Here is a 25,038-nt window from a genome sequence, read left to right as displayed (position 1 = left end):
GTAGACTGGATCGCATGGACACCACCGAGCCGAGCATCTTCAGCCGCATCGTCGCGCGCGAGATCCCAGCCGACGTCGTCTTCGAGTCCGAGCGGATCATCGCGTTCCGCGACATCGCCCCGCAGGCCCCCGTTCACGTGCTCGTCGTGCCGAAGACCGAGGCCTATCGCGACGTGACGGAGCTCGCCGCCGGAGACCCGGGGCTGCTCGCGGAGGTCGTCGCCGTCGCTCGGGACATCGCCGACGAGCACTCGGACGGCGACTTCCGTCTCGTGTTCAACACCGGAGAGCGAGCAGGGCAGACGGTCTTCCACGTCCACGCCCACGTCCTGGCCGGCGGACTCGAGGAGGGGACGCTTGGCGGAGCCTGACGGCGGCGCGGTGTCGCGCCTGCACATCGACGGCATCGCCCTCGTGCGCCTGTTCGGTCCGCAGGACCGCCTCCTGCGCACGATCGAGACCCAGTATCCGGACGTGGAGCTTCACGCCCGCGGCAACGAACTCACCCTCACCGGCGACCCGGAACAGGTAGCCGCAGCCACCACTCTCATCGAGGAGCTCCTCATCATGATCCGCAACGGACAGGACGTCGAACCCGCTGAGGTGCGCTCGTCGGCGAGCATCATCGAGAGCGATGGCCGACCGGCCGACGTGCTCGGCGGCCAGGCCATCCTCACCTCCCGCGGGAAGAGCATCCGGCCGAAGACGGCGGGCCAGCGGTCCTACGTCGACGCGATCGACGAGAACACCATCGTCTTCGGGATCGGCCCGGCCGGCACGGGCAAGACCTACCTCGCTATGGCGAAGGCCGTGCAGGCGCTGCAGCGCAAAGAGGTCAATCGGATCATCCTCACGCGACCGGCCGTCGAGGCGGGGGAGCGGCTCGGCTTCCTCCCCGGCACCCTCACCGACAAGATCGACCCCTACCTGCGGCCGTTGTACGACGCGCTCAACGAGATGATGGATCCGGAACTCGTTCCGAAGCTCCTCGCCGCCGGCACGATCGAGGTGGCCCCGCTCGCCTACATGCGCGGTCGCACGCTCAACGACTCGTTCATCGTGCTCGACGAGGCGCAGAACACGTCGCCCGAGCAGATGAAGATGTTCCTGACGCGTCTCGGTTTCGGGTCGAAGATGGTGATCACGGGCGACATCACCCAGATCGACCTGCCCACCAACGCTTCCGGACTCCGCCTCGTCACGCGTGTCCTGACGGACATCGACGACATCCACTTCGCGCGTCTCACCAGTGAGGACGTCGTGCGCCACACCCTCGTTGGCCGCATCGTGGACGCCTACAGCGAGTACGACGCGAAGAAGCAGGCGGATCACTACGAGCGCGAGCAGGCCAGGGAGTTCGCCAACCGCGCGGAGCGACGCGGTGCGTCCCCCCGGGATCGTCTGCCCAGAGGAGGCCGTGCATGAGCATCGAGATCAACAACGAGTCCGGCGTCGAGGTCGACGAGGCCAAGATCCTCCGGGTCGCCGACTTCGCCCTCGGCGTCATGCACGTGAGCGAGGAGGCCGAGCTCAACATCGTGCTCGTCGACGAGGCCGCGATGGAGCAACTCCATGTCCAGTGGATGGATGAGCCCGGGCCGACCGACGTGCTCAGCTTCCCCATGGACGAACTCCGCCCGGGCACCGAGGAGGAACCCACCCCTCCCGGCCTCCTCGGCGACATCGTCCTGTGTCCGCAGGTCGCCGAGTCGCAGGCGGAGACGGCTGGGCACCCCACGATCAACGAGCTCCTCCTCCTCACCGCCCACGGCGTGCTCCACCTGCTGGGCTTCGACCACGCGGAGCCCGAAGAGGAGCGGGAGATGTTCGGCATCCAGCGGGACATCCTGCTCGGATTCGCGATGAGCGAGCGGCGCGGCTGACGTGCTCCTGCTCTGGCTCATCGCCGGGTCGTTCGTCCTCGTCGCCTTCGCCGGGCTGATGTCGGCCGCCGAGGCCGCCATCTCCGTGAAGTCGCGCTCCGACATCCTGTCGATCGCCATCGAGTCTCGCGCCAGGCGCTCACTCGTGCGTATCGCGGAGGACACGGGTACCCACGTGAACGCGATCTCGTTCATCAGGATCAGCGCGGAGACCACCGCGGCCGTGCTCGTGACGCTGGCCTTCTCGTTCTCCCTCGAGTCGCTGTGGCTCGCACTCGTCCTCTCCGCTCTGCTCATGACCGCTGTGTCCTTCGTGCTCGTCGGAGCGAGCCCCCGTGGATTCGGCCGATCGAACGCCGACTCGATCCTCGAGGTGACCGCGCCGATCGTCCACGCGGTGCGCGTCGTCCTCGGTCCCCTCGCCGACGCGCTCGTCGCTTTCGGCAACAGGGTCACTCCCGGCGTCTCCCGCAACTCGGCGTTCTCCTCGGAGGAACAGCTCCTCAGCATGGTCGATGAGGCCACGGAGCTCGCCGTCCTCGAGGAGGACGAGCGGGCCCTGATCCACTCGATCTTCGAGTTCAATCAGACCGTCGTCCGGGAGGTCATGGTCCCGCGGACGGACATGATCGTCGTCGACGCGTCGGAGAGCGTCCAGGCGGCCACCGGCGTCTTCCTCCGCACGGGAGTCTCGCGGCTGCCGGTGATCGACGGTGATATCGACGAGGTCGTCGGCATCCTGTACTTGAAGGACGTGGCCAGGATCGGCTACGAGACTCCCCACGAGGCTGACGTGCTCACCGCAGCGGCCATCGCCAAGCCGGCCCTCTTCGTGCCCGAGTCGCAGAAGGCCGACGCGCTTCTTGCTCAGATGCAGGTCGAATCGACGCACCTCGGGATCGTGATCGACGAGTACGGCGGAGTGGCCGGCCTCGTGACGATCGAGGATCTCATCGAGGAGCTCGTCGGGGAGATCTCCGACGAGTACGACACCGAGCTGGAGGAGGTCGTCCCGCTCGAGGAGGGCGGCCACCGGGTGAGCGCTCGGCTCGCGATCGACGAACTCGGCGAGCTCTACGGGATCGAGCTCGAGGACGACGACGTCGACACTGTCGGCGGTCTCCTCACGAAGCATCTCGGGCGACTCCCCGTCGCCGGCGACCAGGTCACGGCGAACGGGCTCGTCCTCGTCGCCGAACGAGTGGACGGGAGACGCAAGCGACTCGTGAGCGTCGTCGTCCGACCGACGGAGGCGCTCGACGAGATCCGCGCGGCGCTCGACAGAGAGGCAGCGGAATGACGAACGAACACTCTGAGCACGACGCGGAGGCCCCAGTGGGGTCCACGCAACCATCCTCCGACGCTTCCCCCGACACCGATGCGGCGAACGCCGGGCCCGCCTACCGCGCGGGATTCGTCTCGTTCGTCGGGCGACCGAACGTCGGTAAATCGACCCTCACGAACGCGCTCGTGGGCGAGAAGGTCGCCATCACGAGTTCGAAGCCCCAGACGACGCGTCGCGCCATCCGCGGCGTCGTCCACCGTCCGGACGGGCAGATCGTCATCGTCGACACGCCGGGTATCCACCGGCCGCGAACCCTGCTCGGTCAGCGCCTGAACGATCTGGTCGAGGCGACGCTCGGCGACGTCGACGTCATCGGTCTCTGCATCCCCGCCGACGAGAAGATCGGCCCGGGGGACCGCTTCATCAACGAGCAGCTCGACCGCTACGGTCGGGCGAAGAAGATCGCCATCGTCACGAAGATCGACGATGTTCCCCGTGACAAGGTCGGGGATCAGCTGATCGCGGTGTCACAGCTGCGCGAGTGGGACTCGATCGTTCCGGTGTCCTCCACCGAGAGCATCCAGCTCGACGTCCTCGCGGACGAGATCCTCGCCCTGCTTCCCCCGTCCGTTGCGCTCTATCCTGCGGAGGCCGTCACGGAGGAGACGCTCGAGGATCGGGTGGCCGAGCTCATCAGGGAGGCCGCTCTCGAAGGCGTCACCGACGAACTCCCTCACTCTCTCGCCGTCACGATCGACGACATCCAGCGGCGTGAGGACAAGGACATCGTCGAGATCTACGCGAACGTGTTCGTGGAACGCGACAGCCAGAAGGCGATCATCATCGGAAAGGGCGGTTCACGTCTCAAGGACGTCGGCTCCCGCGCCCGCGCCGAGATCGAGCCGCTCGTGGGCTCACCCGTGTTCCTGTCCCTCCGGGTCAAGGTCGCGAAGGAATGGCAGCGCGACCCGAAGCAGCTGAGGCGCCTCGGCTTCTGAGCGTCAACCCAGCGGATGATGTTCGTCGGCCCGGGGGCGGAACCCCGGCCGGTGGGCGTCCGGCGTGCCTCCTCTCTTGTTAGCGTGGTCGGATGATCCGGGTCCTCACGCGCACGCAGAAGGTCGTCGACGTCGTCGTCGCCGCGGGCATCGGACTGATCCTCCTCCCGTTCGTCTTCTTCTCGCCCGACCCCGTGATCGCCGGCTTCGTCGTCCTGTTCCTCGCATCGGCGCTCGCTGTCCGTCGGTACTCGCCGGTGATCGCACTCTCCGCCGCATGGTTCGCGGTCGCGGTTCAGCTCACAACGCAGCAGCCGGCGAACGTCTTCGACGTCATGATCCTCCCGGTCCTCTACGCGGTCGGTCGCTACGGCGAAGGCTGGGTGCGCTGGTACGGACTCGTGTCGGCGATCGTCGGCGGCGTGATCGCGTCCGTCTACACGGTCTCGCAGGTCTACGGCGTCGGGGTCCCGATCTACGATTCGACCGGGTGGACGGTCACGATCTTCAGCGTCGTCACAGCGTCCGCCGCGGCCGTGTTCGTTCTCACAATCGCGTGGGGACTCGGCGTCATCATCCGCCAGGCGGAGACGACGAGGGCCTCCCGCGCCGAGCAGTACCGCCTGGAGCAGGAACGGCTCTCCGCCGAACGCACCGTGGTCGTCGAGCAGGAGCGCAACCGGATCGCGCGTGACATGCACGATGTGGTCGCGCACTCGCTCGCCGTCGTCATCGCCCAGGCCGACGGCGCCCGGTATGCGATGGTCACGGCTCCACAGATGGGGGAGCGTGCCCTCGAGACCATCTCGGAGACTGCGCGCGAGGCCCTCATCGACGTGCGTGTCCTGCTTGCAGAGCTCCGGCACAGTCAGTCGGGTGGCCCGCAGCCGATGATCGGCGATCTGGGTCGACTGGTCGACCAGATGAGGGCTGCCGGACTGGGCATCCGATTCGTGGAATCCGGCGTCGCACGCCCGATGCCGGCCAGTCATCAGATCGCGGTGTACCGAATCGTGCAGGAGTCGCTCACCAACGCGTTGCGCCACGGTGACAAGACGAGGGATGTCGCCGTCACGGTGCGCTGGGTCGAGCAGGGTGTCGCGGTGTCTGTCGAGAACGCCGTGCCCCCCGTGCCCACAGCGCCGTCGCCCGGCCACGGCATCGCCGGGATGCGTGAGCGTGCAGAACTCACGGGCGGCCGTCTCACGATCGACCGTCCCGGTGGCATGGCCTTCCGCGTCGACGCCTTCATCCCCTTCCCCGCCCCCCTCCGAGAGGCCCCCTAAGTGACCGACGCCCCGATCTCCGTTCTGCTCGTCGACGACCAGTCGCTGTTCCGTGCGGGTATCCGCATGCTCGTCGACTCGCAACCCGACCTCACGATCGTCGCGGAGGCTGAGGACGGCGCTGGCGGCGTCGAGCGGGCCATCGAACTCGAACCGGACGTGATCCTCATGGACGTGCGCATGCCGGTCATGGACGGGATCGCGGCGACGGGCGCGATCCTCGAGCGCTTCGACGCGTCGGGGCGGCCCGCACCGAAGATCATCGTCCTCACGACGTTCGACCTGGACGAAGCGGCCGCGACCGCCCTCCGCCGGGGCGCGAGCGGCTTCCTCCTCAAGGACACGCACCCCGAGTTCCTGCTCGCCGCGATCCGGACCGTCTATGCGGGCAACGCCGTCATCGCCCCCGGCGCCACGGTGGAACTCTTCCGCCACGTCGGCGCGGCGGCCACCGCAGCTGTGCCTCCGGCCTTCGCGACGCTCACATCCCGAGAGCACGACATCTTCCTCTTCGCGGCCGCCGGCCTCAGCAATTCGGAGATCGCCGCACAGGAGTTCGTGAGCGAGGCGACCGTGAAGACCCACATCTCCCGCGTGCTCTCGAAGCTCGGCTTGCGCGACCGCGTCCAACTCGTGATCTTCGCGTACGAGCACGGGCTCGTCGACCCCGGATCGGTTCATCCTCGGGGATGACGCATCATCACCCCGGCTGCCGACGCGGCGGCGGGGGTCCGGTTCCTAGCGTGGAACCATGACGATCACCACTACAGAAATGGGCCTCGCGGCCCGCGTCGCCGGCGTCTCCCGGCGATTCGGAGTCGGCCACGGCGCCGTCGTCGCCCTCGACGACGTCTCGGTCGGGATCCGACGCGGACAGTTCACAGCCATCATGGGCCCGAGCGGCTCCGGCAAATCCACTCTCATGCACGTCATGGCCGGACTCGACTCGAGCGACGGTGGACAGGTCTGGGTCGGCGACACCGACATCACCTCGCTCGGCGATCGCGACCTCACGCTCCTCCGGCGTCGTCGCATCGGCTTCGTCTTCCAGTCCTTCAACCTCGTCCCGACGCTCGACGCCCGCGCGAACATCCTTCTGCCCTTCGACCTCGACGGTCGGAAGCCGACGGGGGACGAGTCGCGGTGGATCGACTCGCTCGTGTCCACGCTCGGCATCGCCGACCGGCTCACACACCGACCCCACGAGCTCAGCGGCGGGCAGCAGCAGCGCGTCGCCATCGCCCGTGCCCTCGCGACCCGGCCGGACCTGGTCTTCGCCGACGAACCGACGGGGAACCTCGACTCGCGGAGCGGCCGCGAGGTGCTGACGCTCCTCACGGAGGCGTGCTCGCGCTTCGGGCAATCCATCGCGATGGTCACCCACGACCCGGTGGCGGCGTCCTACGCCGACCGCATCCTCTTCCTCGCCGATGGTCGCATCGTGGACGAGCGGGACCGTTCGACACCCGAGGAGATCTCCCGTCTCATGCTCGCCATGGAGGATGCGCGATGAGGATGCGCTGGCGCGACTACCGTGCGACGGTGCTCGTCGCCGCTCTCTCCGGCGCCTTCGGCGCCCTCCTCCTCCAGGGCACGGTGCTCCTCAGCGTGCTCGTCTCCGGAGACTCGATCGGGCAGAAGGAGTCGGCCCAGGTCGCACTCGGCCTGGTCGCCGTCGTGTTCTTCGCGATCGCCATCTTCGTCGGCGGCATCGTCACAGCCAACACCGTGGGCACCGTCATCGCGGGACGCACGCGGGACATCGCGCTCCTGCGGCTCGTCGGCGCCGACGCACGTCGGCTGAGGGCGCGCACCGCGATCGACGGGATCACCATCGGCTTCACAGGCGCCGTCATCGGGACTCTCGCGGGTGTCGGCCTCATGGCCGGACTGATAGCGGCAGGCGTCGCCACGGGTGACCTTCCGGACGAGGACTACGGCGTCGTGTCGTTCGCGCTCGTGGCGCCCATCGTCGCCGTGACACTCACGACGTGGCTCTCCTCGTGGGTCGGGTCGCGCCGCATCCTGTCCGTGAGCCCGATCCAGGCGTCCGCCGCCGCGGTGGAACCGGACGAGGAGACCATCCGCGCCGCCACAGGTCGCCGGGTCGGCGCCATCGTGCTCATCGTCGTCGGCGCCGTGCTCCTCGGTGCCGGAGTCGTCGTCGGATCGATCTCCATGCTCGGAGTGCTCGTGGGGATGGCCGGCGGCATCCTCTCGTTCTCCGGCGTCGTGCTCGCCGCCCCCTTCATCATGCCGGCGGTGCTGCGACTCATCGGTCGGGCCATGGGCTCGTCGCCGACGGCACGGCTCGCGGCGGAGAACGCCGTGAGGAACCCCGCACGCAGTGCCCGAGCCACGATCGGTCTCGTCATCGGCGTCACACTCGTCACGATGTTCGCCGTCGCCGCCGCCAGCTACTACGACATGATCATGCGGGCGGCGGAGCAGTACCCCGACGACTTCGCCGGCGTCGATCAGACGCTCGTGATGACCATCGGCGTCTTCGCGGTGCTCTTCGGATTCAGCGCCGTCATCGCCGCCGTCGGGATGGTGAACACGCTCTCCCTCAGCGTGCTGCAGCGGCAGCGCGAGCTCGGGCTCCTCCGCGCCCTCGGTTTCACCGCTGGTCAGGTCCGCCGAATGGTCCTCGCCGAGGCCGCGCAGATGTCGGTGGCATCGGTCGCCTTCGGACTCGTGCTCGGCATCGCCTACGGCTGGTGCGGAGCGCAAGCGCTCCTCGGCTCGATGCTCGGGGGCGCCTTCGTCGGACCCAGCGTCCCGTGGTTCATCCTCGTCGGGGCGGTCCTGATCGCGGCGCTCCTCGCGGCCTCGGCGTCGGTCGCTCCGGCTCGACGCTCGACACGCGTCACCCCGGTCGCGGCCCTCGCCGTCGACTGAGCGACGTGAGCGGACTGCACGGTGCGACGTGGAGCCTCCCGTCGCACCGTGCTAGCCTGATCGCGTGTTGTTCGGTTCGCTCCTCCTTAGCTGCCGCGACGAGGCTTAGCCGCTTTCTCCTCGTCGCGGAGTCCGTCGTGACCTACGTAGACGTTTCGCAAGGAGTAGAGCAATGAAGAACACCCAGACCGCATCGGCTATGCCGATCCACAAGTACCGTCCGTTCCACGAGCAGATCAGCGTCGAGCTGCCGGATCGCACCTGGCCGGGCAAACGCATCGAGACAGCGCCCCGCTGGTGCGCCGTCGACCTCCGCGATGGCAACCAGGCGCTCATCGACCCCATGAGCCCCGAGCGCAAGCGCGTCATGTTCGACCTGCTCGTGAAGATGGGCTACAAGGAGATCGAGGTCGGTTTCCCCAGCGCCTCCCAGACGGACTTCGACTTCGTGCGCAGCCTCATCGAGGAGGGCGCGATCCCGGATGACGTCACCATCCAGGTCCTGACCCAGGCGCGCGAGCACCTCATCGAGCGAACCTACGAGTCGATCGCCGGCGCGAAGCAGGCGATCGTCCACCTCTACAACTCGACGAGCATCCTGCAGCGCGACGTCGTCTTCCGCACCGACAAGCAGGGCATCATCGACATCGCCCTCGCCGGTGCCCGGCTCTGCCGCGAGATGGAATCCCGTGTGCCCGAGACCACCGTATACTACGAGTATTCGCCCGAGAGCTACACGGGCACGGAACTCGACTTCGCGGTCGACATCTGCAACCAGGTCATCGAGATCTTCGAGCCGACTCCCGAGCGCAAGGTCATCATCAACCTGCCGGCGACGGTCGAGATGGCGACCCCCAACGTCTACGCCGACTCGATCGAGTGGATGTCTCGTCACCTGGCACACCGCGAGAACGTCATCCTGTCGCTGCACCCTCACAACGACCGGGGGACGGCCGTGGCGGCCGCAGAACTCGGCTACCTGGCGGGCGCCGATCGCATCGAGGGCTGCCTCTTCGGCAATGGCGAGCGCACCGGCAACGTCGACCTCGTCGCGCTCGGTGTGAACCTCTTCACCCAGGGCATCGACCCGCAGATCGACTTCAGTGACATCGACTCGATCAAGCGCACGGTGGAGTACTGCAACCAGCTCCCCGTCCCCGAGCGCAGCCCGTGGGCCGGCGACCTCGTGTTCACGGCGTTCAGCGGCTCCCACCAGGACGCCATCAAGAAGGGCTTCGAGCGGATGGCGGCCGACGCGGCCGCCCGTGGAGTCTCGGTCGACGACATCGAGTGGGCCGTTCCCTACCTGCCGGTCGACCCGAAGGATCTCGGCCGCAGCTACGAAGCCGTCATTCGCGTGAACTCCCAGTCGGGTAAGGGCGGCGTCGCCTACCTGCTGAAGACGGACCACGGGATGGATCTGCCCCGGAAGCTGCAGATCGAGTTCTCCGGCGTCGTCCAGGCGAAGACCGACGCGGAGGGCGGCGAGATGACGAGCGCCGCCATCTGGCGGATCTTCGAGGACGAGTACCTGCCGTCTCCCGTCGAGGAGGCCAAGTGGGGACGCTTCGAGCTGCGCCACGCGCGCACGTCGAGCGATCTCTCCGGCGTCGTCGACCTCGTCGTCCAGCTGCGCGACGGTGACGAGGTCGCCGAAAGCACGTCGACGGGCAACGGCCCGATCGACGCCTTCCTCGAGATCCTCCGCGGTCACGGTGTGGACGTCACGCTCTACGACTACGTCGAGCACGCCATGAGCGCGGGCGGCGACGCACGGGCCGCTTCGTACGTCGAACTCCAGGTCGAGGGCGAGCGGCTCTGGGGCGTCGGGATCGACAGTGACATCGCCGTCGCCTCCTTGAAGGCGATCGTGTCGGCCGTGAACCGCGGGGTGCGCACGGGACAGCCGGAGCGGGAGCTCGCCTCGGTCTGACGAGTCGTCCCGATCCGCGGGCGATCAACGGGCGGTCACCGGTGCTCACGCGCCGGTGACCGCCCGTTTCGCTCGGAGAGGGGAGACCGCAGAGCGCCCAGTGCGTCACGTTCTGTTCACCTGCGGTTCCCGGGGAAGTCATGCGTGATCGACTGGGCGTTCCCTGTGCCCTGTTTGAGTGGTCAGAGTCCCCGCCCACTCACGGAGAGCCAGGTTATGACCACCTCACTGCGACGCATCGATCTCCCCATGGCCGGCCACGTGAAGGGGAAGCGGAGCGCGGTCACGTGCGCGCTCAAGTGCTCCAACGCGTGCGCCTCGGGAGTCTGCAACACGTCGAGCAACAGTTACTTCCGCGACATCGTGCAGGCCCAGGTCTCCCGCCGCACGGCGCTCGGGCTCGGACTCGCCGGGGTCGTCACGGTCGCCGCCGGCTCGTTCGGCATCTCTCGCGGAGGCGCGGCCACCGCCGCGACGGCCGGCGGCCCGTTCGCCGCGGCTGCGCCCTCGGCCCTCTCCTTCGCGCCCATCGATCCCGTGCCCTACACGGTCGACGCGTTCACGGTGCCTGAGGGCTTCTCCTGGCAGCCCATCATCCGCTGGGGCGACCCGCTCTTCGCGAGTAGCGCGGAGTTCGACATCACGAACCAGACGGCGGCGTCGCAGGCCGGGCAGTTCGGTTACAACAACGACTACACCGACATCGTCGAGCTTCCCGGGACCGACCGCCTCCGCGCGCTGCTCTTCGTGAACCACGAGTACACGAACGAGACGATCATGTTCTCCGAGGAGGAGATCGCGGCTGACGCAGCTCGAGTTCGCGCCGTCGGCCGAGCCGCGCACGGACTCTCCGTCGTCGAGCTCGAGCGCGAGGCCGTCGACCGCCCCTGGTCGTACGTCCGCGGGGGAGAGCACAACCGACGATTCCTCATCGACACGCCCTACACGGTGACGGGTCCGGCCGCCGGCTCGGCCCTCCTGACGACGACCGCAGACCCCACCGGGACCACCGTGCTCGGGACGCTGGGCAACTGTGCGGGCGGAACCACCCCGTGGGGAACGATCCTCTCGGGGGAGGAGAACTTCAACGGCTACTTCCGATCGGCCGGGACGAGCGCGGCCGAGAAGCGCTACGGCCTCGGGTCCGCCGCGACGGCGCGCCAGTGGGAGCTCGACGACCCGCGCTTCGATGCGAGGAACGCCGGATACGAGAACGAGGTGAACCGCTTCGGCTGGATCGTGGAGGTCGACCCCTTCGATCCGACCTCGACGCCCCGCAAGCACACGGCCATGGGCCGCCTGAAGCATGAGGGCGCCAACGTGATCGTGGCCCCGAACGGCAAGGTCGTCGCGTACATGGGCGACGACGAGCGCTTCGACTACCTGTACAAGTTCGTCTCGCGGAAGAGCTACATCGAGGGCGACCGCGCACACAACCTCACGCTGCTCGAGGAGGGCGACCTCTACGTCGCGCGCTTCACGGGCGACTCGCCGTCCGAGGAGATCACCGGCACCGGCGCCGTCCCGTCCGACGGCTCGTTCGACGGGACCGGGCAGTGGATCCCGCTCGTCGTCTCCGGTGCGTCGGCGATCTCCGGGATGAGCGTCGAAGAAGTCCTCGTGCACACGCGACTCGCGGCCGACATCGCCGGCGCCACCAAGATGGACCGCTGCGAGGACGTGGAGCCGAACCCCGTCACCGGCAAGATCTACGTGGCCTGCACGAACAACTCCAACCGCGGAAACGCCGGCACGGAGGGGGCCACCGAGGTGAACCCCCGTCTCCAGAACCGCGACGGTCACATCGTCGAGATCACCGAGGACGGCGGAGACCAGACGGGCACGACCTTCACGTGGAATCTGCTCATGCTCTGCGGGGACTACTCCCAGGGGGACGTCGTCTACTTCTCGGGCTTCCCGCAGGAGCAGGTGTCGCCGATCTCCTGCCCCGACAATCTCGCGTTCGACTCGGTCGGCAACCTCTGGATCTCGACGGACGGGGCGCCCGACGGGATCGGCTACAACGACGGACTCTTCAAGGTGTCGCTCGACGGAGCCGATCGCGGAAAGGTCGAGCAGTTCCTCTCCGTCCCGGCCGAAGCGGAGACCTGCGGGCCCGTGATCCACGACCGCGACCAGCACGTGTTCGTCTCCGTTCAGCACCCGGGGGAGGACGGGACGTACGCCGCCCCCACCTCGTACTTCCCCGACTACGCGAACAGTCCGTCCGCGCGACTCGTCGGTGCGGTCGCGGCACCTCGTCCAGCCGTCGTGCAGGTGCTTCCGACCGTCCAGCTCGAGCCCGAACCCACTCCCACCCCGACGCCGACGCCGTCGGCGACCCCGACGGCCGGCCCCACGAGCACGGCGTCTCCGTCACCGACCGCCTCCGGCACCCCGGGCGGGGGCGTCGGCAACGGCGGAGGCACGGGGAACGGAACGGGTGCGGGCGGCGGACTCGCCAACACGGGAGCCGAGACCGGTGGTGTCATCGCCGCCGCTGCGGCGCTCGTCGCGGCCGGGGCAGCGGCCATCGGACTGCGCGCCCGTCGCGCCGGTCGTTCGACGGACGCCGACGAGGCGCCGACCGACGCCTGAGCGTCAGCGGCGTCGCCGCCAGGTCTGCCAGCCGGAGAGCGCTCGCTGCTCCGGAAGGCTCCAGCCGAAGCTGATCGCGAGCACGCGGATGAGCGTGGTCACGACGACGCAGGCGATCGCCGCTGCGCCGACAGGGAGGCCGAGGCTCGCGGCGACGACGAGCGTCGCGGTTCCCACCCCCGCCGCCACGGCGTAGAGCGAGCCGACGTGCATGAGCGCGACGGGCAGGTTCAACATGACGTCGCGCACGACACTGCCGCCGACGGCAGCGACGACGCCGACGAAGATCGCCGGAACCTCTGGCAGGCCCATCGCGAGTGCCTTCGACGAGCCGATCGCACCGAACAGGCCGATGGTGAGCGCGTCGAGACCGATGATGACGGGACCGAGCCGCGAGAAGACCCGGAGCAGCAGCATCCCGAGCAGAGCGGCGGCCGTCGCGACGATGAGGTAGCCGTTCGACTGCAGCGCCGCTGGTGGGAGTCCGAGGAGGATGTCACGGCCGAACCCGCCCCCGAGTCCCACGACGATCCCGATGATCCCGACGCCCAGGAGGTCGAGCCGGTTGTCGGTGAAGCGGGCGGCGAACATCGCCCCTTGCACGCCGCCGACGGCGACGGCCGCGAGGTCGATCCAGAGCGGGATGGTGAAGAGCGGTGACACGGCACCATCGTGCCACGGTGCGGCTCGGTCCTGCGCCAGCGGATGGGCCGACGGCGGACCGGGAATCCGCCGCGCCGGGCGCGGCGCGACGGACCTCCGGTCGGGCGGAGCGGGGATAATCGACTCATGCCCGTGTACCGAGATGAAGGCGTCGTGCTGCGCACGACGAAGCTCGGTGAGGCCGACCGCATCGTCACGCTCCTCACGAAGCAGCACGGCAAGGTGCGCGCCGTCGCCAAGGGTGTCCGCCGCACGTCGTCGAAGTTCGGCTCACGACTCGAGCCGTTCATGGTCGCCGACCTCCAGCTCTACGAGGGCCGCAGTCTCGACATCGTGAACCAGGCAGAGACACTCGGGGCCTACGGAGCGGACATCGTGTCGGACTACCCCACGTACACGGCCGCGAACGCGATCGTCGAGACAGCTGACCGTCTCACGGACTCCGAGCCGCAGCTCCAGCAGTACCTGCTCCTCGTCGGAGCCCTGCGTTCCCTCGCGCGACGCGACCACGACCCCGCTCTCATCCTCGACGCGTACCTCCTGCGGTCGCTCTCCCTCGCGGGCTGGGCACCGAGCTTCTTCGACTGCTCCCGGTGCCAGAAGCCCGGACCGCACTCGCACGCCGTCGTGCAGTTGGGTGGCGTGGTGTGCGACGACTGCGCACCCACCGGCAGCCCGCGCCTCGACGACGACACCCTCGAACTCCTCTCGGCCCTCCTCACGGGCGATTGGGGGATCGCGGACGACAGCCCCGACCCCGTGCGCCGCCGGGCCAGTGGAGTCACAGCCGCCTACACGCAATGGCACCTCGAGCGGGGACTGCGGTCCCTCGCGCACCTCGACCGGAGGCAGATCACCTCATGACGCCGAAGCCGTACACGCACCGCGATGCCGTGCCGTACCGTCCGCTCGACTGGACGGGTCTCTACCCGCCGGAGCTCCCGAAGCGCGTCGTGCCGAACCACGTGGCGATCGTCATGGACGGCAACGGTCGGTGGGCGAACAAGCGCGGCCAGACACGAATCGAGGGCCATCGCGCCGGCGAGGCCGCGTTGCTCGACGTCGTCGCCGGCGCCGTGCAGCTGGGCGTCAAGCACCTGAGCGTGTACGCGTTCTCCACGGAGAACTGGAGCCGCTCGCCCGACGAGGTCCGCTTCCTCATGGGGTACAACCGGGACGTCCTCCACAGGCGCCGCGACCAGCTCAACGAGTGGGGCGTGCGTATCCGGTGGGCCGGACGTCGACCGCGACTCTGGCGCTCCGTCATCTCCGAACTCGAGTACGCGGAACGCCTCACGGCCGGCAACTCGACGCTGACCCTCACGATGTGCGTGAACTACGGCGGTCGCACCGAGATCGCCGACGCGGTCCGCGGCCTCGCGGAAGAGGTCAAAGCAGGCCGGCTGAAGCCGTCGGGCATCTCCGAGAAGACGATCTCGCGCGCCCTCTACCTGCCGGACATGCCCGACGTCGACCTCTTCGTCCGCAGCTCGGGGGAGCAGCGGACCAGCAACTTCCTGCTCTGGCAGAGCGCCTACGCCGAGATGGTCTTCCTCGACACGCTCTGGCCGGACTTCTCGCGGACCGATCTCTGGGAGGCCGCGCAGATCTACGCCTCCCGAGACCGACGGTTCGGCGGAGCGGTCGACAAGCCGACGGGATCGACCGCGGAATAACGCGCCGCGCACGGAGGTTGCGCACATCATGAATTCCGACACCCTCCGCGTCGACGTCTGGTCCGACATCGCCTGTCCGTGGTGCTACATCGGCAAGCGCCGTTTCGAAGCGGGAGAGGCGGCCTGGCGCGAGAGCACATCCGCCGACGCTCCTGCCGTCGAGCTGGTCTTCCACAGCTTCGAGCTCTCTCCCGACACACCGGAGGACTTCGAAGGCGACGAGGCCGACTACCTGGCCCGTCACAAGGGCATCGACGCCGGCCAGGCACGGCAGATGCTCGACCACGTGACGGGGATCGCGGCGACGGTCGGGCTCGAGTACCGCTTCGACCTCCTGCAGCACACCAACACGGTGCTCGCTCACGAGCTCATCCACTTCGCGGCGTCGCAGGGGCGCCAGCTCGAGATGACCGAGCGTCTCATGCGCGCGTACTTCACCGAGGGCCGTCACCTCGGACGCACGGACGAGCTCGTGTCGCTCGCTGCCGAGATCGGCCTCGACGCCGATGCCGCCGCGACAGCTCTCCACGAGCACACGTTCCGCGACGACGTCATGGCCGACGAGCGCCAGGCGAGTGAGCTCGGCATCAACGGCGTCCCCTTCTTCGTCATCGACGGGAAATGGGCGCTCTCGGGCGCTCAGGAGCCGGCGACCTTCGCCGCTGCTCTCGCGCACGCCGATCGAGAGCGCACCTCGGTACCGGTGTCCGGGGGAGCGGAAGCGTGAGCGTCGGCGCGGGATTCTCGGCTCCGGACGGGGGATTCACCTTCGTCGCACCCGCGCAGGACGCATGCGAGGGCGACGCGTGTCTCATTCCCGGAGCGACACCGAGCGCCGCAGGAGAGGCGGACTCACTCCTCGCCGGTGATGTCCGCGACGGTCGCGTCGAGGGCTGAGAGCAACGCGTCCCCGTCCACGAACGTGCTGAGTCCGTGGGCGCCGCCGCCGAGCGCGACCCGGTGTCCCTGCACACGCTCGTCGGCGAAGACCGGCCAGGCTGTCGTGCTCCCGAGCGGAGTGATCGTGCCGCGCTCGTAGCCGGTCGCCGCTTTCGCCTGTTCGGCATCGGGGAGCGACAGCCGATTGGTGCCGACGGCCGCCCGCAGCTTCGCCCAGTCGATCTTCCGTCCGCCTGGTACGAGCGCGAACAGGTAGTCGCCGTCCGAACGGCGCACGACGAGCGACTTCACGATGTCTCCGGGGGAGATGCCGAGCATTTCGGCAGCCTCGGCCAGGCTGCGCGCTGCCGGGCGCGTGACGACGTCGACATCGAGTCCGAGGGCGTCGGCGTGGGCGCGCATCGATTCTGTGCCCCTCAGGACCTTCTCGACTGCTCGATCCGAGCGGCCCTCGCCGCTCAACGGGCTGTCTTCGTTCGGCTGGGCCATCCGCTGGTGTCCGATCTGGGAGAATGGGGAGGACATGACGATGCAATCAACGATAGGCGAGCGGCCGGCGACGCGCCCCGCTCCCGCGCCCCTGACGATCGGACCGCTCCGGCTCGACGTGCCGGTCGTGCTCGCCCCGATGGCGGGTATCACCAACACGGCGTTCCGCCGCCTGTGCCGCGAGTTCGGTGCCGGACTCTACGTGAGCGAGATGATCACCTCGCGCGCGCTCGTCGAGCGCACGCCCGAGACGATGCGACTCATCACTCACCACGAGTCAGAGACCCCTCGAAGCATCCAGCTGTACGGAGTGGACCCGAAGACCGTGCGCGAGGCAGTGTCCATCCTCGTCGACGAGGACCGGGCCGACCACATCGACCTCAACTTCGGCTGCCCCGTTCCCAAGGTGACGCGGAAGGGCGGGGGAGCGGCGCTCCCCTGGAAACTCGACCTCTTCCGCGACATCGTCGAGAACGCCGTCTCGGCTGCGGGGAGCGTGCCCCTCACCATCAAGATGCGCAAGGGAATCGATCCCGACCATCTCACGTACCTCGAGGCCGGTCGCATCGCAGAGGGCGCCGGGGTCTCGAGCATTGCGCTCCACGCGCGCACGGCGAGCGAGTTCTATTCCGGGGAGGCCGACTGGAGCGCGATCGCGCGTCTCAAGGAGACGATCTCCGCCGTCCCCGTCCTGGGCAACGGCGACATCTGGTCGGGCGAGGACGCGCTTCGCATGATGGACGAGACCGGTTGCGACGGCGTCGTCGTCGGACGCGGCTGCCTCGGACGCCCCTGGCTCTTCGGTGATCTCGCGGCGGCGTTCACGGGGTCGGACACGCGGTACCGGCCGGACCTGGGTCAGGTCGCGGCCACCTTCCGGCGCCACGCGGAGCTTCTCGCCGAGTTCTTCGACAGCGAAGAACGCGGCTGCCGAGACATCCGGAAGCACGTCGCCTGGTACTTCAAGGGCTACCCTGTCGGCGGCGATCTCCGGACGCGTCTCGCGATGGTCGAGTCGCTCGTACAGCTCGACGAGCTCCTCGCCTCCCTTCCTCTCGACGCGCCCTATCCGGGTGCCGACGCCGAGGGCCCCCGCGGCCGCGCGGGGACGCCCAAGCGCCCCGTCCTGCCCGAGAACTGGTTGTCGTCCCGCGCACTCGCGACACAGGAGGCGAGCGACCTGACCGAGGCGGAGCTCGACACGAGTGGGGGCTGAGACGGACGGGCAGTACACGGCGTTCGACTCGGAACGCTGGCTGCCCGAAGAACACTCATCGCGTCGCAGTGACTTCGCACGGGATCGCGCGCGGCTCCTGCACTCCAGTTCGCTCCGTCGCCTCGCCGCGAAGACCCAGGTGCTGTCGCCCACGGCCGGCCTCGACTTCGCCAGGAATCGGCTGACCCACTCCCTCGAGGTGGCCCAGGTGGGTCGCGAACTCGCGACGAGCCTCGGCCTCGATCCGGACATCGTCGACACCGCGTGCCTCGCCCACGACCTCGGCCACCCTCCCTTCGGCCACAACGGCGAGCGCGCCCTGTCCGAGTGGGCGAGCGACGTCGGGGGCTTCGAGGGCAACGCGCAGACCTTGCGGATCCTGACGCGACTCGAGCCGAAGGTCTTCGGAGACGACGACCGCAGCTACGGGCTCAACCTCACCCGGGCGAGTCTCGACGCCAGCTGCAAGTACCCGTGGCCTGCGTCGTCGTCGCTGCCCGATCCCGGCGGGCGGGAGAAGTTCGGCTTCTACGAGGACGATCGCGCCGCGTTCGACTGGGTGAGGCAAGGGGCGCCCGAGCGGAAGCCGTGCGTCGAGGCCCAGGTCATGGATCTCTCGGACGACATCGCCTACTCGGTCCACGACTTCGAGGACGCCGTCGTCGGCCAGTTCATCGATCCGGCCTTCCTCAACGCGCGAGCGGGACACGATTCCCTCATCCGCGCGATCCGCGACTGGAACGGACCCCGCTTCTCTCCGGACGACCTCGCGGCCGCGTTCGATCGCCTCGCCGGCTTCGACGTCTGGATGACGAGCTGGGACGCGTCCAGACGAGACCTCGCGAAGCTCAAGAACTTCACGAGCCAGATGATCGGCCGGTTCGCCGGTTCAGCCGTCGCCGCGACGCGGGCGGCGTTCCCCCACTCATCCCTCGCCCGCTTCGGCGCCGACGTCGTCGTCCCCGACGACGTGGCCGCGGAGATCGCCGTCCTGAAGGGTGTCGTCGGGGCATACGTGATGACGAGCGAGCCGCGTCAGCCGGTGTACGCGCAGCAGCGCGAGATGCTCACGACGATCGCCGACGCCCTCTGGGACACCGCCGGGGCCGGACTCGACACGGGACACCGGGACGAGTGGGAGGCCGCCCCCGACGACATAGCCAGGCGTCGTGTCGTGGTCGACCAGGTGGCGAGTCTCACCGACCAGGCCGTCATCGCGTGGATCGAACGCGGCCGTCCCCTGAGCACCGGTGCATCGGGACCGGGCGACCTCGCCCACGGCTAGAATTCACGTCATGGCAGGGCGGATTCGACAGAGCGACATCGACGAGGTGAAGTCGCGCACGAACATCGCCGACATCGTGGGAGACCACGTGAGCCTCAAGAGCGCCGGTGTCGGTTCGATGAAGGGGCTGTGCCCCTTCCACGACGAGCGCAGCCCGAGCTTCCACGTGCGCCCGCAGGTCGGCTTCTACCACTGCTTCGGCTGCGGCGAATCGGGCGACGCCATCTCCTTCCTCCGAAAGATCGATCACGTCACGTTCACGGAGGCGGTCGAGCGTCTTGCGGGCCGCATCGGCTTCACCCTGCACTACGAGGACGGCGGTCGTGCGGACGAGGACGGACCCAACAGGGCACGACTGCTCGCCGCCAACACCGCGGCAGAGCAGTGGTTCCAGGAGCAGTTGCACACGGCGGCGGCCGATCCGGGACGGCGCTTCCTCGGGGAGCGTGGCTTCGATGCCGCAGCGGCCGCACGCTTCGGCGTCGGCTTCGCCCCGCAGAGCTGGGATCAGCTCACGAAGATGCTGCAGGGCCGTGGGTTCACACGCGAGGAGATCCTCGCCTCCGGACTCGTCTCCCAGGGCGACCGGGGTGCGTACGATCGGTTCCGCGGTCGTCTCATCTGGCCGATCCGCGACGTGACGGGGCAGACCGTCGGGTTCGGTGCACGGCGACTGCTCGACGACGACAAGGGCCCGAAGTACCTGAACACACCGGAGACGCCGGTGTACCACAAGGCGCAGGTCCTCTACGGGCTCGACCTCGCGAAGCGCGAGATCTCCCGGGGGCACCGCGTCGTCGTCGTCGAGGGTTACACCGACGTCATGGCCGCTCACCTCGCGGGTGTCGGTACCGCCGTCGCCACGTGCGGCACCTCGTTCGGCGTCGATCACATCAAGGTCCTCCGGCGCATCATGGGCGACGACTCGAGCGGGGGAGAGGTGATCTTCACCTTCGACCCCGACGCGGCCGGCCAGAAGGCCGCACTGCGGGCATTCAGCGAAGAGAAGCGGTTCTCGGCGCAGACCTACGTGGCGATCGGACGCGATGGTCTCGACCCGTGCGACCTCCGCCTCGCCCACGGCGACGGGGCGGTCCGCGGCCTCATCGATTCCAAGGAGCCGATGTTCGAGTTCGTCATCCGCCAGGTGCTCGCCGACTTCGATCTCGACACCGTCGAGGGTCGCGTCGCCGCCTTGCGCAAGGCCGCCCCAATCGTGGCGGACATCCGTGACCCGTCACTCCGCCCCGGCTACGCGCGCGTGCTCGCTGGCCGGCTCGGGGTCGAACTCGACGAGGTCACACGGGCTGTGAACGCAGCCTCCCGCCGCAGCTCCGGTCCCACTCTTCAGGACCCTGTGAGCGTCGTCCCCGTCGTCGAACGCGCGGCGTCCCTCCGTGACCTCCCGTCGGATCCCGCGACGCGACTCGAGCGAGATGCCCTCATGGCGATCGTTCAGCACCCCGACCTCGTCGGCCGTGAACTGGTGGAGTCGGCAATCCACACCCGGATCGACAACCCGACCCTGGCGCTCGTCCGCGACGCACTGGCCGCGAGCATGGACCTCTTCGGCACACCCGAGTGGTTCCTGCGTGTCGCCGAGTCCCTCCCGGAGCCGTATCGTCCCTTCGTCCGGCAGCTCGCGGTGGCGCCGATCCCTCAACGCGACGGCGACCGCTTCGCCGGCTACGTCCGCGGCATCACCACGTCGCTCGTCGAACGCGACCTCCTGCAGCGCGAGGCGGAGCTGCGGCGGATGATCCAGCGCAGCGACCCGACGGACCGCGACGCCTCCCGCGACCTGCAGCGGCGCCTCGTGGCCCTCGGCGACGAGCGACGTCGGCTTCAGAGCGGCGTGGCGTGACGTGAGGGTGCGAGGGGGTGCAGGATGGAACGTGTGACGCCTTCCTCACCTGACCTGCGCGCCATCGTCGTCGACGACGTGAGCGTTGACTTCCCCGCCCACGGCATCAGCGGGGCGCACCGCGCCGTCGACGGTGTCTCGCTGTCCGTGGACTGGGGCGATGTCGTCGCCATCATGGGGGAGTCCGGGTCGGGGAAGTCGAGCCTCCTGCGTGTCCTCGCCGCCGACCACCTCCGCCCCTCCGGGCAGAACACCGTGCCGCAGATCGTCGGCGGAGAGGCCCGCGTCAACGGATCATCGGTGCGCAGGCTCCGTCGCCGGGACCTCCCGCGTTTCGACTTCGACGTGGCGTTCCTCCGGCAGGACGCAGCGGACACGCTCGATTCCGAGCGCACAGCGGCCGAGATCGTCGCGGCCCCCATCCTCGAGCGCGACCGTCGGTACAACCGGAAGTCCCTCGACATGAGGGTGGCGACGCTCATGGACGAACTGATGCTGCCCCTCGGCGCCATGGGCAAGTACCCGTTCGAACTCTCCTCAGGTCAGCGGCAGCGTGTCGCGCTGGCGCGGGCCCTCGCGCTCGACCCGAAGATCCTCATCGCCGACGAACCCACCGCCGGCATCGACATCTCCGTTCGCTCCGCCGTCTCCGACCTCGTCGATCGCCGCCGGCAGGCCGGTGAGTTCGCTGCGGTCTTCGTGACACACGACATCGACCTCGTCCGCGCCCTCCGCGGCAGCGTGTTCGCGCTGCACAGCGGCAGCGTGGTCGGGGTCGGAACCGTCGACGGTCTGCTCGAGTCGGCCGAGCACCCGTATCTCACCGCTCTGGCGCACGCCATCGGCCCGTCCCGCCGCCGTCCCGGACGCACCATCGGGGGATCGATCACGTGATTTGGCGTCCCGTGAAGTTTTGCTAGAGTAGTCGAGTCCTCAGGGATGATCCTCGATAGCTCAATTGGCAGAGCAATCGGCTGTTAACCGATAGGTTCTTGGTTCGAGTCCAAGTCGAGGAGCAACGGTGTAGGTCAGGATCGACGACCGATGGCTGTGAAGAAGGGCTCGTCACCACGATGACGGGCCCTTTCTTCGTCTTCCCCTGCTCATCAGCTCACGCGTCGAGGTCGTCGACTCCCGGCGTCCAGCTCGAACCGGGCTTCCCCCACCCGCGCTTCCGCTCGATCTTGTCGGCCGTGCGCTGATAGGCGTGCTGCAGCCGGTCGACGTAGAGCGTGCCGTCGAGGTGGTCGTACTCGTGCTGGAGGATTCGGGCGCGCCAACCGGTCACATCGAGATGGACGGCAGCGCCATCGAGGTCAGTCCCCGTGATCACGGCACGATCACTGCGCCGCAGGGGGAACCGTTCGCCGGGGAACGACAGGCAGCCCTCGGACTCGTCGTCCTCGTCAGGGTCGCCCGGTTCCGGTGGCGAGATGAGCAGTTCGGGGTTGATGACGACACCGCGCCACGGGGCGCCCTCCTCGTCCGCGTAGCCGTAGACGAAGATGCGCAGGGGAACGCCCACCTGCGGGGCCGCGAGTCCGACACCGGGTGCGGCGTCCATCGTCTCGAACATGTCGGCGACGAGCATTCGGATGCGGTCGTCGACGGCCTCGACGGGTGACGCGGGGGAGTGGAGCACGGGATCGCCGGAGATGCGAATCGGGAGAACAGCCATTCGCTGAGCCTAACGAACGGAGGCCGAGGGTAGGCTCGCACCGTGTTTCTCGCCCCACTCGACGACCTCACCGACATCACCGACGAGTTCGTCAGGGACCCGATGCAGCTCGCGGGCATCCCGCTCGCCATCATCGGAGCGGTCTTCCTCTCGGTCGGGGCGCAGTTGCAGCACCGGGGTGTCACGAAGGTGGAGGCGCAGAGCGGCGGCACGACCTCGTCCGGCCTCAATCTCGCTCAGCTCTCCGCACTGCTCACCCGGCCGTCCTGGGTCCTCGGCACTCTCATGCTCGGTCTCGCTGTCGTCTTCCAGCTGGGCGCTCTCGCGTTCTCGCCGCTCATCATCGTCCAGCCTCTCGGCGCGATCGCCCTCGTCCTCACCGCGATCATCAATTCGAAGACGCACGGGGTGCGCCTGAACACAGCATCCGTCAGAGCGATCGTCGCGTGCGTCGGCGGTGTCGGACTCTTCGTCACGATCGCGGCCCTGGTGGCAGGAGAGAAGGAGGTCACCGACGACAACCTCGTCGTCATCCTCGGGCTCCTCGCCGTCGTCCTCGCCGTCTTCGGCGCGGCTTTCCTCCTCCAGCGTCGCCGCACCCGAGCCGTCTTCTACATCGTCGCGGCGGGATTCATCTACGGTTTCGTGGCGACTCTCGCAAAAGTCATCATCAATCGTGTCCAGAACGGCAACGTCGAGTGGCTCACGATCCTCTGCGGCGTCGCGCTCCTCGCGGGCGCTGCGCTCGGCGCCTACTTCGTGCAGAACGCCTACTCCTCAGGGCCCCCGGACCTCGTCATCGCCGGCCTGACGGTGATCGACCCGATGGTCGCGATCGGGATCGGCATCGTGGTCCTCGGTGAGGCCGCCGGTGCTCCGCTCTGGGCGGTCATCGGCTTCGTCATCGCCGGAGCCCTCGCCGTCTGGGGCGTGCTGCAGCTCGCGCGCCATCACCCCCAGCTCCAGGTCTGAGCCCGATCGTCCCGGCACGCCGGGCCGATCGAGACCACGGCTGATCCGTTCGCGGCGGCTACACTGGGACGACCGCAGACCGGCACCGCCAGACACCGCCAGAGGGCCAGCGAACGGCGTGCCGGCCGATACCGGAGGATCATCCCACTTTGTCCGACTCATCGAGCACGACCCCGTCTCACGATCGCGAACAGCCCGAGAAGCCGCTCACGATCCTGATCGGTGCCGACACCTTCCCGCCGAACGTCAACGGAGCCGCACGCTTCGTCGAGCGCCTCGCGGCCGGCCTCGTCCGGCGTGGTCACACAGTGCACATCGTCGCGCCGGCCGCGTCCCGCAAGCACGGCACGTTCCAGGAGACCCACGACGGCGCGGTCATGACGGTCCACCGGCTCTTCAGCGTGCGGTGGCTTCCGCACGACTGGCTCCGCTTCGCGCTCCCCGTCGTCATCCAGCACAATGCCGCGAAGATCCTCGACGAGGTCCGACCCGATGTCGTGCACTCCAACTCGCACCTCATCGTGGGGCGCGGTCTGAGCATCCAGGCGGCCAAGCGCGGCATTCGCGTGGTCGCGACGAACCACCTCATGCCCGAGAACATGATGGAGTTCACCGTCGTCCCGAAGTGGACGCGGGGTGCCCTCCTCCGCTGGGCCTGGGGCCAGACCCGCGACATCCTCGGTCTCGCGGAGTCGATCACGACACCCACGCGTCGAGCCGCCGACTTCCTCGAGAAGAACACCGGCCTCACGGGCGTCATCCCGATCTCCTGCGGTATCGACGCCGACATGTACACGCCGAGCTTCGCGCCGCGCACCGAGAACAGGATCCTCTTCGTGGGCCGTGTGACGGGCGAGAAGCACATCGACGTCCTCATCCGTGCCCTCGGCCGACTGCCTCAGCACCTCGACGCCAAGCTCACCATCGTGGGCGGCGGCGACCAGAAGCGCAATCTCGAGGTCCTCGCCGAGCAGCTCGGGCTCGCCGATCGGGTCACCTTCGCCGGATACGTCACCGAGGAGGAGCTGCGCGCGAGCTACACGAGAGCAACGGTCTTCGCGATGCCCTCGATCGCCGAGCTGCAGTCCATCGCCACCATGGAGGCGATGGCTTCTGGTCTTCCCGTGGTGGCCGCCGACGCCATGGCGCTTCCGCACCTCGTTCACGACGGCGAGAACGGGTTCCTCTTCGCGCCGGGCGACGTCGATGAGCTCGCCGCCCGCCTCACCGACGTCCTCGAAGCGGAGCCCGAGCGGCTCGAAGCCCTCAAGAACGAGTCCCTCCGCCTCATCCAGGCCCACGACATCAATCGGACGCTGTCGACGTTCGAGAGTCTGTATCGTGGGGAGACGGTGCCGGACGCAGCAGCGGACCACCAACCGGAGCAGGCCCGCGGCGAGGCGTGAGGTCC

At 68.5% G+C, this 25,038-nt stretch carries 23 protein-coding genes and 1 tRNA gene; 21 read left to right on the top strand and 3 right to left on the bottom strand.

Annotated features, from left to right (window positions below; translation table 11 throughout):
* Positions 1 to 14: 14 nt before the first annotated feature.
* The 11 genes from CLV49_RS16240 (at position 15) to CLV49_RS16190 (ending at position 12,884) form a co-directional block, all read left to right on the top strand.
* Entirely contained in the window at positions 15 to 371 is a 357-nt protein-coding gene (locus tag CLV49_RS16240; RefSeq protein WP_106564465.1) for an HIT domain-containing protein, read from the top strand.
* On the top strand, positions 358 to 1,425 hold the full coding sequence (locus CLV49_RS16235) for a PhoH family protein (RefSeq protein WP_106564464.1): 1,068 nt from the start codon (positions 358 to 360) through the stop codon (positions 1,423 to 1,425). The genes CLV49_RS16240 and CLV49_RS16235 overlap by 14 nt, the downstream gene beginning before the upstream one ends.
* Positions 1,422 to 1,883: an rRNA maturation RNase YbeY gene (gene ybeY / locus CLV49_RS16230; RefSeq protein ID WP_106564463.1), complete on the top strand. Its 462-nt coding sequence runs from the start codon at positions 1,422 to 1,424 to the stop codon at positions 1,881 to 1,883. The genes CLV49_RS16235 and ybeY overlap by 4 nt, the downstream gene beginning before the upstream one ends.
* Position 1,884: 1 nt before the next feature.
* Positions 1,885 to 3,183, top strand: coding sequence for a hemolysin family protein (locus tag CLV49_RS16225; protein WP_341810430.1), 1,299 nt, complete (start codon positions 1,885 to 1,887; stop codon positions 3,181 to 3,183).
* Entirely contained in the window at positions 3,180 to 4,166 is a 987-nt protein-coding gene (gene era / locus CLV49_RS16220; protein ID WP_106564462.1) for a GTPase Era, read from the top strand. Before CLV49_RS16225 ends, era begins: the two co-directional genes overlap by 4 nt.
* Positions 4,167 to 4,258: 92 nt before the next feature.
* Positions 4,259 to 5,452, top strand: a complete 1,194-nt coding sequence (locus CLV49_RS16215; RefSeq protein WP_106564461.1) for a sensor histidine kinase — start codon at positions 4,259 to 4,261, stop codon at positions 5,450 to 5,452.
* Positions 5,453 to 6,145, top strand: coding sequence for a response regulator (locus CLV49_RS16210; protein ID WP_106564460.1), 693 nt, complete (start codon positions 5,453 to 5,455; stop codon positions 6,143 to 6,145).
* A gap of 58 nt (positions 6,146 to 6,203) precedes the next feature.
* Positions 6,204 to 6,965, top strand: a complete 762-nt coding sequence (locus CLV49_RS16205; RefSeq protein ID WP_106564459.1) for an ABC transporter ATP-binding protein — start codon at positions 6,204 to 6,206, stop codon at positions 6,963 to 6,965.
* Positions 6,962 to 8,353, top strand: a complete 1,392-nt coding sequence (locus CLV49_RS16200) for an ABC transporter permease (protein ID WP_106564458.1) — start codon at positions 6,962 to 6,964, stop codon at positions 8,351 to 8,353. The genes CLV49_RS16205 and CLV49_RS16200 overlap by 4 nt, the downstream gene beginning before the upstream one ends.
* Before the next feature lie 172 nt (positions 8,354 to 8,525).
* Positions 8,526 to 10,286, top strand: a complete 1,761-nt coding sequence (gene leuA / locus CLV49_RS16195; protein WP_106564457.1) for a 2-isopropylmalate synthase — start codon at positions 8,526 to 8,528, stop codon at positions 10,284 to 10,286.
* A 216-nt stretch (positions 10,287 to 10,502) separates the two neighbouring features.
* Positions 10,503 to 12,884, top strand: a complete 2,382-nt coding sequence (locus CLV49_RS16190) for a PhoX family protein (RefSeq protein WP_106564456.1) — start codon at positions 10,503 to 10,505, stop codon at positions 12,882 to 12,884.
* A 3-nt stretch (positions 12,885 to 12,887) separates the two neighbouring features.
* Here the strand turns inward: CLV49_RS16190 and CLV49_RS16185 are convergent, their stop codons facing one another.
* The gene (locus tag CLV49_RS16185; protein WP_106564455.1) at positions 12,888 to 13,547 is read right to left on the bottom strand and encodes a trimeric intracellular cation channel family protein; all 660 of its coding nucleotides are present in this window, start codon (positions 13,545 to 13,547) and stop codon (positions 12,888 to 12,890) included.
* 126 nt (positions 13,548 to 13,673) lie between these two features.
* Here CLV49_RS16185 and recO point away from each other — a divergent pair, with 126 nt between their 5' ends.
* The 3 genes from recO to CLV49_RS16170 are packed head-to-tail and all read left to right on the top strand — an operon-like array spanning position 13,674 to position 15,950.
* Positions 13,674 to 14,411, top strand: coding sequence for a DNA repair protein RecO (gene recO, locus CLV49_RS16180; protein WP_106564454.1), 738 nt, complete (start codon positions 13,674 to 13,676; stop codon positions 14,409 to 14,411).
* A complete protein-coding gene (locus CLV49_RS16175; RefSeq protein WP_106564453.1) occupies positions 14,408 to 15,223 on the top strand; it encodes an isoprenyl transferase in 816 nt (271 codons plus the stop codon). Before recO ends, CLV49_RS16175 begins: the two co-directional genes overlap by 4 nt.
* Positions 15,224 to 15,251: 28 nt before the next feature.
* A complete protein-coding gene (locus tag CLV49_RS16170) occupies positions 15,252 to 15,950 on the top strand; it encodes a DsbA family oxidoreductase (protein WP_106564452.1) in 699 nt (232 codons plus the stop codon).
* A gap of 125 nt (positions 15,951 to 16,075) precedes the next feature.
* On the opposite strand, the gene CLV49_RS16165 is transcribed toward CLV49_RS16170, so the two are convergent.
* A complete protein-coding gene (locus CLV49_RS16165) occupies positions 16,076 to 16,525 on the bottom strand; it encodes an aminoacyl-tRNA deacylase (RefSeq protein ID WP_106565176.1) in 450 nt (149 codons plus the stop codon).
* Between the two features lie 127 nt (positions 16,526 to 16,652).
* Here CLV49_RS16165 and dusB point away from each other — a divergent pair, with 127 nt between their 5' ends.
* The 5 genes from dusB to CLV49_RS16140 all read left to right on the top strand — a co-directional run bounded on the left by dusB (position 16,653) and on the right by CLV49_RS16140 (position 21,993).
* Complete coding sequence (gene dusB / locus CLV49_RS16160; RefSeq protein ID WP_106565175.1) at positions 16,653 to 17,828, top strand: tRNA dihydrouridine synthase DusB; 1,176 nt, start codon at positions 16,653 to 16,655, stop codon at positions 17,826 to 17,828.
* Complete coding sequence (locus tag CLV49_RS16155; RefSeq protein WP_106564451.1) at positions 17,818 to 19,113, top strand: deoxyguanosinetriphosphate triphosphohydrolase; 1,296 nt, start codon at positions 17,818 to 17,820, stop codon at positions 19,111 to 19,113. The genes dusB and CLV49_RS16155 overlap by 11 nt, the downstream gene beginning before the upstream one ends.
* Positions 19,114 to 19,123: 10 nt before the next feature.
* Complete coding sequence (gene dnaG, locus CLV49_RS16150; protein ID WP_106564450.1) at positions 19,124 to 20,977, top strand: DNA primase; 1,854 nt, start codon at positions 19,124 to 19,126, stop codon at positions 20,975 to 20,977.
* 33 nt (positions 20,978 to 21,010) lie between these two features.
* Positions 21,011 to 21,871 carry an ATP-binding cassette domain-containing protein gene (locus CLV49_RS16145; RefSeq protein WP_158261997.1) on the top strand — a complete coding sequence of 287 codons (861 nt, stop codon included), beginning with the start codon at positions 21,011 to 21,013 and terminating at the stop codon, positions 21,869 to 21,871.
* A 49-nt stretch (positions 21,872 to 21,920) separates the two neighbouring features.
* A tRNA-Asn gene (locus CLV49_RS16140) sits at positions 21,921 to 21,993 on the top strand.
* A 95-nt stretch (positions 21,994 to 22,088) separates the two neighbouring features.
* On the opposite strand, the gene def is transcribed toward CLV49_RS16140, so the two are convergent.
* Positions 22,089 to 22,655: a peptide deformylase gene (gene def / locus CLV49_RS16135; protein WP_106564448.1), complete on the bottom strand. Its 567-nt coding sequence runs from the start codon at positions 22,653 to 22,655 to the stop codon at positions 22,089 to 22,091.
* A 102-nt stretch (positions 22,656 to 22,757) separates the two neighbouring features.
* On the opposite strand from def, the gene CLV49_RS16130 reads away from it, so the two are divergent.
* Together CLV49_RS16130 and CLV49_RS16125 are read left to right on the top strand one after the other, a co-directional pair.
* On the top strand, positions 22,758 to 23,627 hold the full coding sequence (locus CLV49_RS16130) for a DMT family transporter (RefSeq protein WP_106565174.1): 870 nt from the start codon (positions 22,758 to 22,760) through the stop codon (positions 23,625 to 23,627).
* 149 nt (positions 23,628 to 23,776) lie between these two features.
* Positions 23,777 to 25,033 (top strand): glycosyltransferase, encoded by a 1,257-nt coding sequence (locus CLV49_RS16125; protein WP_243696525.1) that lies wholly within the window; start codon positions 23,777 to 23,779, stop codon positions 25,031 to 25,033.
* The last annotated feature ends 5 nt before the right edge of the window (positions 25,034 to 25,038 follow it).

Origin of the sequence: Labedella gwakjiensis, assembly GCF_003014675.1 — a bacterium.
Lineage (GTDB): Bacteria > Actinomycetota > Actinomycetes > Actinomycetales > Microbacteriaceae > Labedella > Labedella gwakjiensis.
The sequence above is the reverse complement of the archived record's forward strand: the minus strand, read 5'-3'. Positions and strand labels throughout refer to the sequence as shown.